General features: G+C 65.2%; 16 protein-coding genes, 2 tRNA genes and 1 pseudogene. 10 read left to right on the top strand and 9 right to left on the bottom strand.

The window, feature by feature from the left end:
- Positions 1-781: 781 nt before the first annotated feature.
- Positions 782-1,021, top strand: a complete 240-nt coding sequence (locus ACIBO8_RS13520) for a hypothetical protein (protein WP_396115432.1) — start codon at positions 782-784, stop codon at positions 1,019-1,021.
- Between the two features lie 328 nt (positions 1,022-1,349).
- The gene (locus ACIBO8_RS13515) at positions 1,350-1,775 is read left to right on the top strand and encodes a DUF6924 domain-containing protein (RefSeq protein WP_396115431.1); all 426 of its coding nucleotides are present in this window, start codon (positions 1,350-1,352) and stop codon (positions 1,773-1,775) included.
- A 112-nt stretch (positions 1,776-1,887) separates the two neighbouring features.
- On the opposite strand, the gene ACIBO8_RS13510 is transcribed toward ACIBO8_RS13515, so the two are convergent.
- Positions 1,888-2,015 (bottom strand) — tRNA-OTHER (locus ACIBO8_RS13510).
- Positions 2,016-2,120: 105 nt separating this feature from the next.
- On the bottom strand, positions 2,121-2,516 hold the full coding sequence (locus ACIBO8_RS13505; protein ID WP_396115430.1) for a hypothetical protein: 396 nt from the start codon (positions 2,514-2,516) through the stop codon (positions 2,121-2,123).
- 177 nt (positions 2,517-2,693) lie between these two features.
- Between ACIBO8_RS13505 and ACIBO8_RS13500 the strand changes: the two genes are divergently transcribed.
- Positions 2,694-2,978, top strand: a complete 285-nt coding sequence (locus ACIBO8_RS13500; protein ID WP_396115429.1) for a hypothetical protein — start codon at positions 2,694-2,696, stop codon at positions 2,976-2,978.
- A gap of 106 nt (positions 2,979-3,084) precedes the next feature.
- On the opposite strand, the gene ACIBO8_RS13495 is transcribed toward ACIBO8_RS13500, so the two are convergent.
- Positions 3,085-3,708 (bottom strand): DUF2625 family protein, encoded by a 624-nt coding sequence (locus tag ACIBO8_RS13495; RefSeq protein WP_396115428.1) that lies wholly within the window; start codon positions 3,706-3,708, stop codon positions 3,085-3,087.
- A gap of 440 nt (positions 3,709-4,148) precedes the next feature.
- Between ACIBO8_RS13495 and ACIBO8_RS13490 the strand changes: the two genes are divergently transcribed.
- The 5 genes and pseudogenes from ACIBO8_RS13490 (at position 4,149) to ACIBO8_RS13470 (ending at position 7,537) form a co-directional block, all read left to right on the top strand.
- Positions 4,149-4,403 (top strand): hypothetical protein, encoded by a 255-nt coding sequence (locus ACIBO8_RS13490; RefSeq protein WP_396115426.1) that lies wholly within the window; start codon positions 4,149-4,151, stop codon positions 4,401-4,403.
- A gap of 383 nt (positions 4,404-4,786) precedes the next feature.
- A pseudogene (locus ACIBO8_RS13485) lies at positions 4,787-5,113 on the top strand (Lsr2 family protein); the annotation flags it as partial.
- Positions 5,114-5,728: 615 nt separating this feature from the next.
- Positions 5,729-6,121: a hypothetical protein gene (locus ACIBO8_RS13480; RefSeq protein WP_396115425.1), complete on the top strand. Its 393-nt coding sequence runs from the start codon at positions 5,729-5,731 to the stop codon at positions 6,119-6,121.
- 206 nt (positions 6,122-6,327) lie between these two features.
- A complete protein-coding gene (locus ACIBO8_RS13475) occupies positions 6,328-6,762 on the top strand; it encodes a hypothetical protein (RefSeq protein WP_396115424.1) in 435 nt (144 codons plus the stop codon).
- 424 nt (positions 6,763-7,186) lie between these two features.
- Positions 7,187-7,537, top strand: a complete 351-nt coding sequence (locus tag ACIBO8_RS13470; RefSeq protein ID WP_396115423.1) for a hypothetical protein — start codon at positions 7,187-7,189, stop codon at positions 7,535-7,537.
- 66 nt (positions 7,538-7,603) lie between these two features.
- Here the strand turns inward: ACIBO8_RS13470 and ACIBO8_RS13465 are convergent, their stop codons facing one another.
- The 5 genes from ACIBO8_RS13465 to ACIBO8_RS13445 all read right to left on the bottom strand — a co-directional run bounded on the left by ACIBO8_RS13465 (position 7,604) and on the right by ACIBO8_RS13445 (position 11,431).
- Positions 7,604-7,909 carry a hypothetical protein gene (locus tag ACIBO8_RS13465; RefSeq protein WP_396115422.1) on the bottom strand — a complete coding sequence of 102 codons (306 nt, stop codon included), beginning with the start codon at positions 7,907-7,909 and terminating at the stop codon, positions 7,604-7,606.
- A gap of 322 nt (positions 7,910-8,231) precedes the next feature.
- Positions 8,232-8,735, bottom strand: coding sequence for a hypothetical protein (locus ACIBO8_RS13460; protein ID WP_396115421.1), 504 nt, complete (start codon positions 8,733-8,735; stop codon positions 8,232-8,234).
- A 113-nt stretch (positions 8,736-8,848) separates the two neighbouring features.
- Positions 8,849-9,784 (bottom strand): tyrosine-type recombinase/integrase, encoded by a 936-nt coding sequence (locus tag ACIBO8_RS13455; protein ID WP_396115420.1) that lies wholly within the window; start codon positions 9,782-9,784, stop codon positions 8,849-8,851.
- 53 nt (positions 9,785-9,837) lie between these two features.
- Positions 9,838-10,401, bottom strand: a complete 564-nt coding sequence (locus ACIBO8_RS13450) for a hypothetical protein (RefSeq protein WP_396115419.1) — start codon at positions 10,399-10,401, stop codon at positions 9,838-9,840.
- 133 nt (positions 10,402-10,534) lie between these two features.
- On the bottom strand, positions 10,535-11,431 hold the full coding sequence (locus ACIBO8_RS13445) for a hypothetical protein (protein ID WP_396115418.1): 897 nt from the start codon (positions 11,429-11,431) through the stop codon (positions 10,535-10,537).
- Positions 11,432-11,655: 224 nt separating this feature from the next.
- Between ACIBO8_RS13445 and ACIBO8_RS13440 the strand changes: the two genes are divergently transcribed.
- A complete protein-coding gene (locus ACIBO8_RS13440; RefSeq protein ID WP_396115417.1) occupies positions 11,656-12,180 on the top strand; it encodes a hypothetical protein in 525 nt (174 codons plus the stop codon).
- A gap of 526 nt (positions 12,181-12,706) precedes the next feature.
- On the opposite strand, the gene ACIBO8_RS13435 is transcribed toward ACIBO8_RS13440, so the two are convergent.
- A tRNA-OTHER gene (locus ACIBO8_RS13435) sits at positions 12,707-12,834 on the bottom strand.
- A gap of 354 nt (positions 12,835-13,188) precedes the next feature.
- Here ACIBO8_RS13435 and ACIBO8_RS13430 point away from each other — a divergent pair.
- Entirely contained in the window at positions 13,189-13,686 is a 498-nt protein-coding gene (locus ACIBO8_RS13430) for a YfbM family protein (protein ID WP_396115639.1), read from the top strand.
- The last annotated feature ends 192 nt before the right edge of the window (positions 13,687-13,878 follow it).

The following is a 13,878-nucleotide window of genomic DNA, read 5'->3' as shown; positions in this document are numbered from 1 at the left end:
AAAGAAAGTGCCAATCTTCTGTCGGATACCCGACATCTGCTTGCATCCATTGTGTTGGATCACTGCCTCCGCCAGGGTGGATGTGGACAGCGGCGGCGTCGCTCAAGCGAGCGGCGCGCGGGGTGCATTGGGATGAGCCGACCGAGAGGGCGGATGTCGTGGGCCTTGAAGATCCCGGCCTCTGGCTCGTCGTTGGCTCTGCTGCCGCAGTCGCGCTTCGGACCCTTCAAGTCATCGTCATCGCGCTCCTCGCGCTTCGCGGCACCAAGCCCACTGAGCGGGGAAGAATCATCGAAAGCTTGGCGAAGACGCGGCAGTTTAGTCCACTGCCGCTCCCGCGTCGGCGATCACTGACGGGAAGGACCGTCCCGGACGAGGACGCCGCGTGACGTGCGTGGTCTTAGGGGCGGTCGCACTCTCGGCAGTTGAGGACGCTGGACGCACCGCCCCTCGATCACCCGTCTGTCATGGGGTTGCGGCCAGCGCGCTCACGGCGCCAGAAGAATGCGTCCCCGCCGGCGAGTTCGTCAGTTCTTCAGACGTTCCCACCCACCTCGCCGAGGCCGCGCGCGGACAGCGGCCCGCCGAGTACACCGGCGATGTCCCGTAAACCCAACTATGGCGGATCATCCGGATAGGAATGTGCGGATGGTGTACGAGCCCCGGCCACGTCTCTTCGCGGGTGGAAACCCACGCGACAGACAGACCGGTGGGTTTGGCGGGGCGGTCGCGGCAGTCGTGATCCCTCGCGCTCACGGGCGGCGCCGCCGCGCTGTTCAGCGTGCTCATCCTCCCGTACGCCAGCGACAAGTGCGGAGATTCGGACCGGTACGCACTTTGCACAGCCACGGGTCAGCAATTCGTCGTCGGCGGTCCTGCGGTGGCGGCGATGCTGGGCTCGGTCATCGCCGCCGGCTCGTTGACGTTGCGTCCGCCATATCGAGCGCTGGGAATCAGCCTCGGATACCTCCTCTGCTTCGGTACGTTCCTCACAGCCCTGATCATCGCCTTCCAGCCGTAGCGGAAGAGGCCATCGTGATGTAAGTAGCGTCTCCGCTCATTGGTATGAGCGAACCCCTGTCGACTAACGCGCGATACCTGCGGCAGAAGAGTGCAACGGCCTCTCGGCACCGAATGCGGTAATGCCACTCATTGCCGACCAGGCTAGACAGGGCGGATCAACCTGATCTAATGCGACCGTGGATCGTCGAGTGATTCTCAGGGCGCCGGTAGTCTCCCTGACGTTCAGTGTTGTCGGATGCGCCAGGCGGGGCCGCCCGGATCAAGCGTCGGGCACTGCCTCCACGCCGGTTGCATCCGGCCCGGCAAAAAGATCGAGGAGTCCCGCTATGGAAAGTCTTCCACCCACGGCTGGCGTGCCTTTCATTCGTGCTGATTTCGCGGACGACGACACCTGGGAAGAGATAAAGAAGACCGTCGACCGCCCCAACGCGGAAGGTTACGAGGCAAATGTCGAGTACGTGGAGGACCGCACGCTAGCCGGCTTGGACGAAGCCGCGCTGGCGAAGAGATTCCCGAGGCTGTATCCCGAGGACTACGGACATCCTGTCGTGTTCGTGGCCGACGCGGCGGCAATGTCTCCGCCCGACTACCCCATCCTGGTCGTCAACTTGAACAAGCGAGACGACTCCAGGCCCTTTCGGTCGGTGCCACGCGAGATCGCCTCCCTCGAGGCGAACCCTTCCCTCGCCAACATGGATTTCTACGAGTTCGCTGAAGGTGCCGGGACGGACGGGGTCTTTCGGGGCTTCTGACGAAACGGCCCTTCTCGGCACGAGCGCCCGCAGTGTGCGGCCCGCGTCGGCGTTACACCGCGTGCCTGCTCTCTGTGGGCGGCGCGCACGCTCGGCAGCAGAAGAGGAAGCGCGGACCGGAGGGGATTTGAACCCCTGGTGGGGCGCGGCACGCCGTTGGCCCCACGCGCCTTCGAGTCGTCCGTGCGTACCCGGCCTACGACTGTCGGCGCTGCAATAACCCGGCTCTGCCACCGGTCCAGATGCAGTATGCCCGCCCTCAGCCATGCCGAGCAGCAGGGTGGGTCGCGCGAACTCAGCGGCAAATGAGCGCGGCTTCCGCCTGTACTGACAGCCGCGGGGCCTTCAGGACCCCGTTGTCGTGCGGCCGTCTCGCCAAACGCCGGCGTACGAAGGCTCTCGAAGATAGACGGCGTGAGGGAGTTCGTCGTCACGCGGTGGCCAGTCCTTGTGCGGCAGGTATGCCAGACGCCAGGCGAGGATCAGGCAAAGCCAGAGTCCACCGATCCCGGTGATCCACCACAGCGCATCTCGACGGCGGTAGGAGACTTTGGGTGCCAACCATGCCGTCACCAACATCAGCAGCAGCGTCGATGTCACGCCGCCCGCGAGGTCACTTCGGGTGAGGACAGTGATGGCTTCTGCAATCAGGGGGTAGCCAGCGATAGCGACGACATCGGTGAGTACGGCGAGGAGGATCCGCATGGCGTACGAACGAGGTGGGGCGGGATGCTCAAGCACCAGCGGAGCATAAGGCGGTTAGGTCAGCCGATATGCCAAAATGCGTGCCACTAAAGGCGCATCGGGCAAACGAGATACCCGGGCATGACTCCCCAGCGCCCCAGCAGCCGACCCCGACTTGCTCCACGCGCACGGACGGCCGCAGATGAGGGCGTCACACGACGGTACCCTTCGGCTGTGCCGAATCGCTTCTATCGCCGTCGCTGGGACGAGACCCGAGGCGATGAATTCGACGGCTGGGGCCATTCAGTCTGGTACTTCGAGGTCGGTGATGACGGCTGGCCCGTTCGCCAGGTCGAGGTGTACGACGCTGGCCGCATTCTGCGCTACGACCGCAGTCACAAAGAGGACCGCTACGGCGGTCTGGGCGAAGCGAGCGTCTACGACTCTGGCGATGAGTGGAGCGACTTCGAGATCACGGAAGCCGAGTTCGATCGCGTGTGGGGCGCGGGCGGAGGGTGACGACGCCGCAGTTCACTGCCCGAATTGCGGCAAATGAGTGCATCCGATCTAGGTAGCAGCGACCGGCCTGGCCGAGTGCTTCAGAATCTGCCCTGCGGTTTGTCGCCTACTGGGATGGTCCGCCGAGTTGTCGTGCGGCATCGTGGTAGAACGAGACCAGCTGAGCCATGGGGATGGCTTTACGGGAGACGGCGGACAGGTCGCTGCCCTCCTTGGTGAACGGCGGTGGCCACACGCTGAAACCCTGGTCGAGGCCGAGGGCTTCAACGTCGGCTTGCCAGCCCGGCCATCGCAGGGTTTCGTAAAACCGGTTGAGCGAACCGCGCAGTATTGCGTTCAGCCACTCGGCGTACCCCTGTTCCAAGTCCCGCCAACCCAGATCATCAGGACCGAAGTAGTGCACGGTCGGCTTCGCTCCTGGTTCGGCCTGGATCCAGACGAACTGGCCGCCCATGACGTCATAGCCGACGGTGAGGACGCCGGCCTCGTTATCTACCTGGGTCACGATGTCCGGTAGGCGGTCATGTCCGCAGCCAAGTACGCGAACCCATCCGTGGTCCACCAGCGGGCCCCCGGTATTTGCCACCACGACGCCGAGCCACGATCGTGTGCTGATGCCCAGTGCCTCCGAACTGGCGGTGGCCCTTTCCGTATCGGCCGGCAGGACCTGCACCGGGTAGGGCGCGGCGGCGACGGCCGCAGACACCTCCGGCCATGCTGATTGATCCACACGATCAGGCTGCCACAGCCGGCCCGTGTCCGACAGGCAGCGGAGCTCGCGGCGGTGACGCCCGATCTGCGGCTACTTGTTGACTGGCAGTACGACCGCAGCCAGAACAGTGCGGTGGTAGCGAGGATCTATCAGGCTTACGAGGTGAGTCCGCTGCTGCAGCTGCCATCGAAGGGCCGGCGACGAAGATGGCAGTCGGCAACGCCCCGGGGGTGGAACAACTGTTGGAGCAACTCGCCGGCACAGCCCCGGCTGCGGTCCGCAGTGCACCTCTGGAGCTCGGCGATCGCTGCGAGTTCGGAGCTGTCCGGACGATGCTGGAGATCCTGGGCGCCACGTCTGACCCAAGTGTTCGTATCGGCGTCACACGGACAACTCGCTGCGGCGGTCATGGCCATCGGGCTGCGTCCTACTGTGGAGGCCTTGACTAGGGTGGCGTCATGCCCGCCGAGACTCCTGAACGTATCGCGCAGACCTTCCAGGTCAGCGCGGAAGCTGTCGTGTCCGGCCGGTTCGACCTCGGCGCCTACCCACACGGGCATCTAGTGGTTGCCGCGACCCGGGGCTTCTGGTTCGAGCGTCTGGCTCGAGTGCTTGCGGCGACGGAGATGCTCACCCCGGCAGGCTTCGAGCTGGTGAATACCGTCGAGTTCGAAGCAGGCAACGCGGTGTGTGCGGTACTCCGCCGTCGGTGACGGGGCGTTCAGGCCGGTGGGGCTCACCTATGATGTGGGGCTCTTACGCCACGGGGGGCTGTTGCGAATGACTTCGGTCTCGCGCGTCTGGCCGAGCCTGGGACTGAGAAAAGTATCGTGCGGGGGCATTTGTCGAAGGGCAGCTCTGCGGCCCGGCCATGCCTTTGCGACCGTCACGGCATAGCGCCGGAGCGAAGACACTCAGGAAAGGTCCGATGTGAGACCCAGCGCAATGTGCGTTCCCGATGCGCGGGCGGTTGTATAGAGTGCAGAATACGGAATAGCGTCGGCGACCGCGCATGGCTCTCTCCGGCGGGGCGGTGCTCTACGCGTCAATCTGCTCGCTCGGCGATGGCCCACAAATCCTCATCAGGGGAGACACCATGGCAAGACAGATCATCCAGAAACTTATCGACGACCTCGACGGCGGCGAGGCCAGCGAGACGGTCTCGTTCGCCGTCGACGGTCGGAACTACACCATCGATCTGTCCGAGAAGAACGCCAATGCGCTACGTGGAGTTCTCGCTCCCTACATGGACGCGGGCACCCGCGTCGGCCGGGGCGCCGGTACGTGGCGCCCCGGCCTCACCCCAAGCCCTCAACGGACTAGTAGGGCCGATAACCAGGCGATCCGCGCGTGGGCCGCGGAGAACGGGTACGAGCTGTCCGCCCGCGGCCGAATCCCCACCAGCGTGGTCGACGCGTATGAGGCGGCCAAGAAGGCCCCGACCGCTACGCCCGACAAGCGCGCTCGCGGCCGGCAGGCGAAGACCGGCGAGCCCGCCAAGGCCGCCAAGCGCACTGCGAGAAAGAAGACCGCCGCAGCAGTATGACGCACTCCCATGCAGAGTCACAGCGGCCAGACAACGCGGTGATCATGACCGCCAACGGACCACAGCGTCGTCCTGGGTGAATGCTCAGCTACACCTTGGACTTGCCGATATTCGACCGTGTCCTTGATCTCAGGCGGGCCAAAGGGCCTGTCGGCGTTCCGGCGAGCTGAGCGGTCCGCGACAATGCGGGCCTTGTCGGTGCTTGTCGCCGCAGTCGCGCTGGCGGGGTGCGCGCCGAGCCCGGAGGAAGCGACAGAGGCGGCCAACAGTCCAGCAGCGCAGGCTACCCGCGAGGAAGCCGCGAGAGTCATGCCGCACCGTGTTTCTCTCCTTGGTGGCGCCATCGACGCGGTCCCTCTCGGGAATGGGTGGTCCGACGGATGCGCAACTGGGCACAGCCCATTGCTGTTCCTCGAAGGGCCGTCGGATCGACTGTCCTGCGGCCGAGCGGAGGTCTACTACTTCGGGACCGACCGTAACGCTGCGGCGTCGATGACCGCCATGGACGAGGTTGCCGCATCGGTCGGTCTCAGGCGTATCTCTCACCCCGAGAACATCGATCCATCCGGTCCGCCCCCTGCGTTCCGCTTCGAAGATATCCCCGGATGGCTGGGGTACGTCACCGTGGACACTTCTTCGCCGGTACGGCTGGAGGCCGGCTGGGGCGCGACCGACCGGATGGTTCAGCCTCCGGACTTCAGCGACACCGCGCCGAAAGATCCGCCAGCGCCGTTCTTCCAGGTCGAGAAGGCGGATATAGCCTCGTGGTGGCCCGCCGCTTCCCGCAGGTACCGGTACATCCTCGAGATCAGGGCCTCGTGGACCTACTTCATCGTGCCCTGGGGAGATCCCACCTGGCCGCCGGCCACTGTGCGGCCCACCTGAATAAGCTCGCCACTCAGGTGCTTCGGCTTCGACTCGGTGAGCCCCGCGGAGACGGGAGCCGCCCATGGGGAGCTCTGCATAGGACCCGGGCGGCACCGCATTTTCTCCGCCGAAACCCATAGGTCACTACCGGCCCGAACGAAATGTGGTCCGTGATGCTCCCACCTGAGAGCCCGCCCAAGAGACCCGGCCGATTCCAGCGATCGGTGTGGTGGTGGGGGCTGATCTTCACCACCGCGCTCAACGGCCTGATCGTCGGCTATTTCCCCATGTGGCTAACCGCGGGCATGGCAGGCAACTATGACCGCGGCGACTACCAGTGGGCCGCCGGTGGATATGGCACCGCAGCCCTCGTCCTGCTCGTCGCCGCCGCCGGTATCCGCGGATTCCACGGACCACGCCACCCCGCCGCGCGGACCGCCGCCGCACTCGCGTTCGTCCTGGGCCTGTTCGCTGCCGTCTTCGCGGTGAAGGTCGCCCGCGAACCGGCATCGAGCGGGCAGATCCTGCAGGTCGATGACGGAATCTTTCCCGTGCTGTTCATGCCCTGGACCATGGCGCTCCTGATCGCAGGCCTTATCGGCACCTACGAACTCTGCACCGGCAAACGGCACACCGACAGCACCCCCTCCGCCCGCTGAGACGACCCACCGCCGAACCGCTCGTCCCCTTCTCCGACCGCCCCCTGGGCTAGGACCTGGTCGCGTGGGTGGATGCGGAGAATCGCGAGCAACGGCCAGCGCCGCGTCCAGGCCGGCATACGCGCATCGGCATGACAATGCGTCATGGTGGCGAGCTTTCGTCGCGGTTCCGGCGAGCTGGGCCGATGTTTGGAAACCCTCGACCCTGATATCCATCGCTCCGGCGAATGAGGGCGTTGAGCAGGGTAAACGCTGCCGACGGTGTCGAGGGGCGTGCAGTCTGATGTTGAATCGCACTCCGGCTGATCGACTCCCGGGCCCCCTGCTGGATGCCCGGCGCATCGTCTGACCGCGCTTTGTCGGCGGCAGAACAGTGCACTCGATCAAGACATCGCGGCGCTGGGCGCAGCCATAGGCTGGCCAGGTGGCCGAGATGAGTCCTGCGCAGGTTGTCGCCTTCGTGCGAAGCGTCGCCGTCCTCGCCTTGCCGCCCGACGCGCAGGTGGCCTGGCTGCACGAGCTATTCACCGGCACCGGCCGCCCTGTCGACGAATTGGCTCTCGAATTCGACGATGGCTTCCAGCTCGCGCCGGCCTTCATCGAGCTGGGCTGGTTGAACGCCGCTGCACTGCCAGCACTGGAGCAGCTGGGCGTCCGGCTCGAGGCGATGAGCGGCGAACACAATGCGGAACTGTGGCATGTCGATGGGCTCGCTCACGAGGACTGGGATCGCGTCCGCGGCTTGGCTAGACGTGCCTTGAGCCTGCTGGGCTGACAGCGCGGATGCCGCTCGCACAGACTCGTCAAGAGGCCGACGAGGCGAGCGACACCGCCACGGATGTCACTTGAAGTCATATGTGTAGCACCAGGCGAGGGCTCGGACGGCCTCCTCTCCGATATCAGGATGCCTCGCGTGGAACTCGGCTGCCGCCTGTTTCCCCATCGCAGAGATGTCGGGAGCCTCGACGTTGGCTTTCGAGCTGTAGAAGTCATCTGCGAGGGTGCGAACTCGCGCCAACAGGTCCAGGCCAAGATCATCGCCGAAGGTGGTGACCACAGCCTCGTCATCGCGCTCGGGCCAGGGATTACGTCCCCGTCCTGTCCATATGACGATCGCGCGTGTCAGCAGTTCGTTGTCCAATGTCATCGCCTCGCCTTGGGGCGACGTTCCGGCCTGGGTGAGTTCGGCACGACTTGAGTATCGGTGGCGTGAAAGAGTGGTGTTGTCGATTCGGCGCAAGGCGCCAGCCAGCCGCTCCGACTTGTGAGCGTTGGAGGCAGGATCTCGTGGAGTCGTCAAAGAAGAGGACGCCGCGGTTAGGAGAGCCGTCGCGCGTACACGCTCCTGGGTGAGAGTGCTGGAGGACTCCACGCACTCATCTCGGCACGAGCGTGCCTCGGGCCGACCCCGACGTGCGTCTCGCTGCGTGCCGGCTCGCTCCCGGCCGCCGCGCGTGCTCGGCGGCAGATCAGTGCACCCGCCACGCTTCGTGCAAGCGCATAGCAAAGGCGTGGAGGCCCTGAAACGCTCGGCGCCCTTCGTCGGTGGGAATGAGAGGGGGTTCCCCGCCCAACTGCTTCACGGCGACCGCCACGACATCCTCCGACCCGTCACGCAGGGCTGGCGCCATGATGTAATCGAGATAGTTGAGCATCGAAGGCACTGCAGCCGGACCGATGACGACCGCCGCCGCGGCGGCCAAAGGCGGAGCCGTCAGTGAACCCCGTGATTGCGCCATCGCCTCGAGCAAATCACCCTGGACCGACTCAGTCGGAAGGGCCAAGCTGAACCAAGCTCCCATGACAACTGGTCGCCATGGGCCCGTCCTGAGCATCCAACTGACGTCGCTCGGTGTGATCCCGTGACCAGCGGTCGTCAGCCTCGCCGGCAGCTCGTGCGTCAAGCGAAGCGCATTGAGTCCCATCATGTCCAGATAGAACGGCTTTACCAGGCGTGACTCGATATCGTTCATGAACGCCTAACGGCCTGAAGTGGTGCGATCGATTAGTGCCCTGACCATTTCATCCGGCTTCGCCACTCGGCGACTTCGACACGCTGTCATCGGCAGTTCCGCGTGCTGCGTGGTCAGGTGCCGGAGGCCATGTAGGCGGCGAGGATGTAGTTGGGGTGTCGGTCGAGGTTCTTGCGGGCTCGGTCGTAGCGCATGGTCGTCCGCGGGTCGGCGTGTCGGGCCGCGATCTGCACGTCGCGGAGGCTGACGCCGGCGTCGAGCATGGTCGTCACGAACGTGTGCCTGAGCATGTGCGGGTGCATCCTCGCGATCCGGATCCCCGCCCCGTCGGTCAGGGCCTTCAGGCGGCGGGTCGCGGCGTGCCGGTCCATCCGGGCGCCGTAGTGGTTGAGCAGGATCGGCCCGTGGGTACGGCCGTCGACGGCTCGGTCGATCGCGCGGGCGACCGCCGGTGGTAGCGGGATCAGAACGGGCTTGTCGCCCTTACCGCGGATCTTCAGCACGCGATGACCGTGTTCCTCGCCCAGGTTGTCGATGTTGGCGCCGCAGGCTTCGAAGATCCGCAGGCCGAGAAGTCCCAGCATCGCGACCAGGGCGAAATCGTTCATGTTCCCCGACAGCCGGGCGGCCGTGATGAGGGCCTCGAACTGCAGGTGCCCGAGCCCGAGTGTGGGCGACTCGGCTGGTACCGGTGGTCGGCGGACGTAGTCGGCTGGCGAGTACGGCAGGATCTGATCGATGACGCATGTCCGGTAGAAGCCGATCACCACCGACAGCCGGCGTGAGACCGTCGACGGCTGGTAGCACCGGGTCTCCTGCAACCAGCGCACGTACCGTTCGATGTCCGCCCGGCCCGCGCTGAGTGGATTCAAGTGCTGGCTGGTGCACCAGCTCAGGTAGATGCGCAGGTCGGAGCCTGTGTGAAGCCGGGACTGGCCACGGTAGCGGCCCAGGTAGGCGGCAATCGCCGCACGCAAAACACGGTCGTCGAAAGCGTCATTGGTTTGCTGGTGAGCAGGAAAAGCAGACATTAGCTCACGGTGCGTCACCGTCCGCCGATACGCCACAGCCCTTGGCGCGGCAGATGCGGACGCCTCCAGTGTCAGTGTGTGGGTCCAGTCCCCGCCATGGCCGCGAGGGCGGTGAGGTAACGATCTGAAATGAAGACCTTCGTGATTCGGCGAAGCTCGTAGCCGCGCGGCCGCTTGCGCCAGGTGGCGTTCGGACGAACTTCGTGTAGCCACAGCCACCGTTTGGTGACCTCGGCGACGACACCTATCCACAACATCTGTGAGTGGAATCGTCTTTCCTGCTCGATTGCGAGCAGTGGCGAGATCGCGCTCATCCCCCTGAGCAGACCCGCGGTCGTGTCCAGGTCGAGATCCGCTGGGGCTGTGGGCGGCCACTCGGGCTGAGTCTGGGCAAAGCGCTCCTCGAACGAGGAGTCCTTCTTGACCTTCACCACATCCTTGACGCGGATGGCGATCAAGCCCTCGAAGAAGCCTCCATCACCGGTGTGCGCGATCAATGCCCACTTCAAGCCCACAGCGACGACGATGCCGTGGACTCGGTCGGCGTTGCGCGGAGACCGTTTGATGCGCACGAGAGCTTGAGACTTGGCTGCACGACGGAGCCGGTCACCCTTGCCCACCCTCGATGACGTCATGCCGCGGATCCTTGCACAGCGATGCCCATCTCCCCCTCGAACTAGGTGGGCCCGAGCCTTCACGCGTTGCGGCTAGATCAGTGCGCCGGTACCTGCTGGTGGTCGGGCTTCAGCATGCATTGCAGTGTCCGGGTCAATCGGTGTTCGGTGGCCCGGGATCGGTCTGGTTCTGCGGATACTGGGCCACCATGAGATGACTTAGGCGGCCGATAGCTATGCGGTGAGGGGCCTGTGTGTGGGAGGTAGGCGACGAGTCTGGGTCGGGCGCCTCCCGGGCTGATCCGCGACGTAAGGGAGCGTCAGGGTCAACGACCTCCGCGCCGCCGGGAATGCGCAGTGTGATGTGTCCGTCCCCCTTGATCACGCCGTCGTACGTCAACCAGCCGCAATTGCCGGCGTGGGCGACCGCATCTTGAGCTTGGGCGAGCGTGACCAGCAGTCGCTGAGCCAGATCCTCCATCGTGCAGACGAGCTCGTGCCCTGGGCACCAGGCCGCGACGGCGAAGACGTCGGCCGCGAGGCTCGTGGGGTCGACGCCGCGCTCAGCGACGCCTGGCCGCCGCAGCCAGCGTGGTGGCTGTTCAGGGTGCTGCGGCCAGGCGCTCAACCGCCACTCGCCTACTGCATCTTCCCTCCAGCGGTGACTCACCTGAACCCGGTAGCTACCTGCACCCGGTAAAGGCGTCGCCCGCCATGCTGGACCGTCAGTCATATCCGTCAAACCCATCGACCCCGACCCCGACCGGTAAGGGGTCTCGAAGACCTCAGCCCAACCTTCGCCCACTTGCGGAGGCTGCTCATCGTGGACTTCGAGAGTCACCTGCTGCGGCCCGGAGCCGCACCTCAGCTGCAACCAGCCGGCTCCGGCGCGGCCAACGGTCCCGAAACCGACCCGAAAACCGCCCTCTTCCAGAGCTTTCGCCGAAGGAACGTACTCATACGCCTCACCGGGCATCACGCCATCACGGACGACCACTGTGCCGAACTCCGGCCAGTACTCCTCGTGTCGGACACGATCCACGACAGCCACGACCGGACGCTAACACCAGACGGCCAGGCCGGCATGAGATTCACCCCTGGACCGCAAAGGTCACGGCGGCTGAGATCCCAGCTGCTTCGACTCGTGCGCCGGCAGGCCGTCAGATCCGCATTCAGCGGCATGAGAGTGCGCCTCTCCTACACGAGGGAAGACCCGACCAGGTGGACATCAGTCAACGCCTTCGAGATGTCGACGCCGCATTGCACACTGTCGGCATGCGTAGCTGGGTGACGGACCTGCTCGCTGCGTGGCGTGGCGAACACATCGCTTTGTCCTCCCCGATGCCTGTGGAGGTGGCCCGTCGCTGGCTGTCCGGCGATTCGGCTTCCGAAGCAGGGGACGTCATCCGACGATCAGCCGCGAAGCTGAATACCAGAAGCACATGGCGGCCGGTGCTGAGAGGTCAGCTCCTCCCGTCCGATTCCGGTTCCACGTTCGTCGGAGTCTTGGGCTGGGACCCTGCCCTGAAGGTGCTGACTTGCTGCCTGTTCGGGGCGTTCGCCGGAGTCTTCCTCGTGGGCGCGACGGTCGCGGCCGCTTCGGCGGCATACAGGGGATGGCACGCGGTTGGGCTAGGTCTGGCTCTGGCCGGCTTCGGTCTGTTCGGGGTGCTCACTAGTCTGGCGAGCACTCTTATCGGCTACCGCGAGACCCGCGGTCAGGCCGACTATCTACGGTCCTGGATCACCGGCCAGCTGAACGCACCGTGGTACCGAGCTCGTGGAAGCTCCGACGACTGACGACAAGGTTGCGGCATCCGTTACATCGGCATGATCGGTTGCGCTCTCGTCGGCATGATCGAATGTTCGGCAGTCGCCGTCGCGGCATGAGGGGCTGGCGTGCGCGGACGGCGGCAGAAGAGGATCCGATTCCAACGAAGGCATCGCCTTGAGAAGATCGAGCGATGGACGAGCACTCACCGGTGCTGAGCTGTCGGCGATGCAATAGACCCGTTGTCACCTCCCGTGACCAGTACGAGGTTTTCGAACAGATGCACTACGTATGCTTCCACTACGAGTTCGAACATGATCCTGTCGACCCCGACGAGGAGTGCTTCGCAGGAGGCTGCCCGTCCGCTTCGGTGAACTCCCATCCAGAACGACGGCCTGACACAGGTCTCTATCCGTAGCGAACAGCACCGGGGGGCCGGCGCACTCCGCGTCACGGGTTGGGTGCGGGAGTCGGTAAATCGCGGGACCCTGCGCCAAGATCAAATCCCAGCGCAGTCTTCCCACAGCCAGCGGTTCGCGGCAGAAGAGGAAGCAGCGGACCGGAGGGGATTTGAACCCCTGGTGGGGCGCGGGACGCCGTTGGCCCCACGCGCCTTCGAGTCGTCCGCGCGTGCCCGGCCTTCGACTCTCGGCGCTGCAATGAACCGGCTCTGCCACCGGTCCAGATGCAGTTTGCCCGCCATCAGTCATGCCGAGCAGCAGGGTTGTCGCGCGAACTCAGCGACATATGAGTGCGGCCGAACCCCCGGGCAGCTCGCCGGATCCTTGAGTAGGCTCGTCGGGCGCGCCGGGCAAAGGCGGATGGGAAAGCCCGTTACCAGCACATCGTGCTGACGACCGCGAGGTATGAGCCGGTTCGAGTCCGGTAGTCCGGCGCGCGCTCCGCGGCATGAGCGGATGCGTTAGTGCTTGTCACACGTCACAAGGCAGTCGGCTCCTATGCTGTGCCAGCCAGCACGTAGATAGCCCGAACGGGCCTCGCCACATCATGACGAAGAAGGAGAACCGCTCGTGGGAATGGTCCTGATCGGGCGTCGCCTGTCGACCGCCGACGAGCGCCAGGTGCTCGACGATCCGGCGACGGTGGAAACGCTGCTGTACGGCGATCCCGATGATGACGAAGACGAGATGCCCGACCCGGAGCTGGATCTGGACAAGTCGTGGCACGCCATTCACTACCTCCTCACAGGGACCGCGTGGGACGTGAGCGAAGGCGCTGGCGCGGCCATTCTCGGCGGCGACGAAGTCGGTGAGGACAACGGGTACGGACCAGCTAGGCTGCTCACCTCGGACAAAGTGCAAGCCGTGGCCGCAGCCCTCGACGCGATGGACGTTGACACTCTGCGCAACCGGTTCGTTCCGGAGGCTCTTGCGGCTGCCGACATCTATCCTGCGATCTGGGCGCAGACCGACGCCGACTTCGACAGCTACCTTGCGCCCTACTTCGCGCAGCTTCGGTCGTTCTACGGTCGCGCCTCGGCCAACGGCCAGGCGGTGCTGCTCGCCATCAGCTGATGCCCACTCTCGGCAGTTGAGGACGCTGGACGCACCGCCCCTCGATCACCGGCTGTCATGGGGTTGCGGCCAGCGCGCTCACGGCGGCATGTGAGTGCGGCCAAACCCGCGGGCAGCTCGCTGGAACCTTAAGTAGGCTCGCCGGGCGCGCCGGGCAAAGGCGGATGGGAAAGCCCGTTACCAGCACATCGT

The sequence above is a fragment of the Actinoplanes sp. NPDC049681 genome (assembly GCF_044465265.1).
GTDB lineage: Bacteria > Actinomycetota > Actinomycetes > Mycobacteriales > Micromonosporaceae > Actinoplanes.
The sequence above is the reverse complement of the archived record's forward strand: the minus strand, read 5'-3'. Positions and strand labels throughout refer to the sequence as shown.

Bases quoted from the DNA above. Each gene is read 5' to 3' on its own strand.
- ACIBO8_RS13440 (WP_396115417.1), top strand. From the start codon at position 11,656: ATGCGTAGCTGGGTGACGGACCTGCTCGCTGCGTGGCGTGGCGAACAC.
- ACIBO8_RS13450 (WP_396115419.1), bottom strand. From the start codon at position 10,401: ATGACGTCATCGAGGGTGGGCAAGGGTGACCGGCTCCGTCGTGCAGCC.
- ACIBO8_RS13490 (WP_396115426.1), top strand. From the start codon at position 4,149: ATGCCCGCCGAGACTCCTGAACGTATCGCGCAGACCTTCCAGGTCAGC.
- ACIBO8_RS13515 (WP_396115431.1), top strand. From the start codon at position 1,350: ATGGAAAGTCTTCCACCCACGGCTGGCGTGCCTTTCATTCGTGCTGAT.
- ACIBO8_RS13480 (WP_396115425.1), top strand. From the start codon at position 5,729: ATGACCGCCATGGACGAGGTTGCCGCATCGGTCGGTCTCAGGCGTATC.
- ACIBO8_RS13430 (WP_396115639.1), top strand. From the start codon at position 13,189: ATGGTCCTGATCGGGCGTCGCCTGTCGACCGCCGACGAGCGCCAGGTG.
- ACIBO8_RS13465 (WP_396115422.1), bottom strand. From the start codon at position 7,909: ATGACATTGGACAACGAACTGCTGACACGCGCGATCGTCATATGGACA.
- ACIBO8_RS13460 (WP_396115421.1), bottom strand. From the start codon at position 8,735: ATGAACGATATCGAGTCACGCCTGGTAAAGCCGTTCTATCTGGACATG.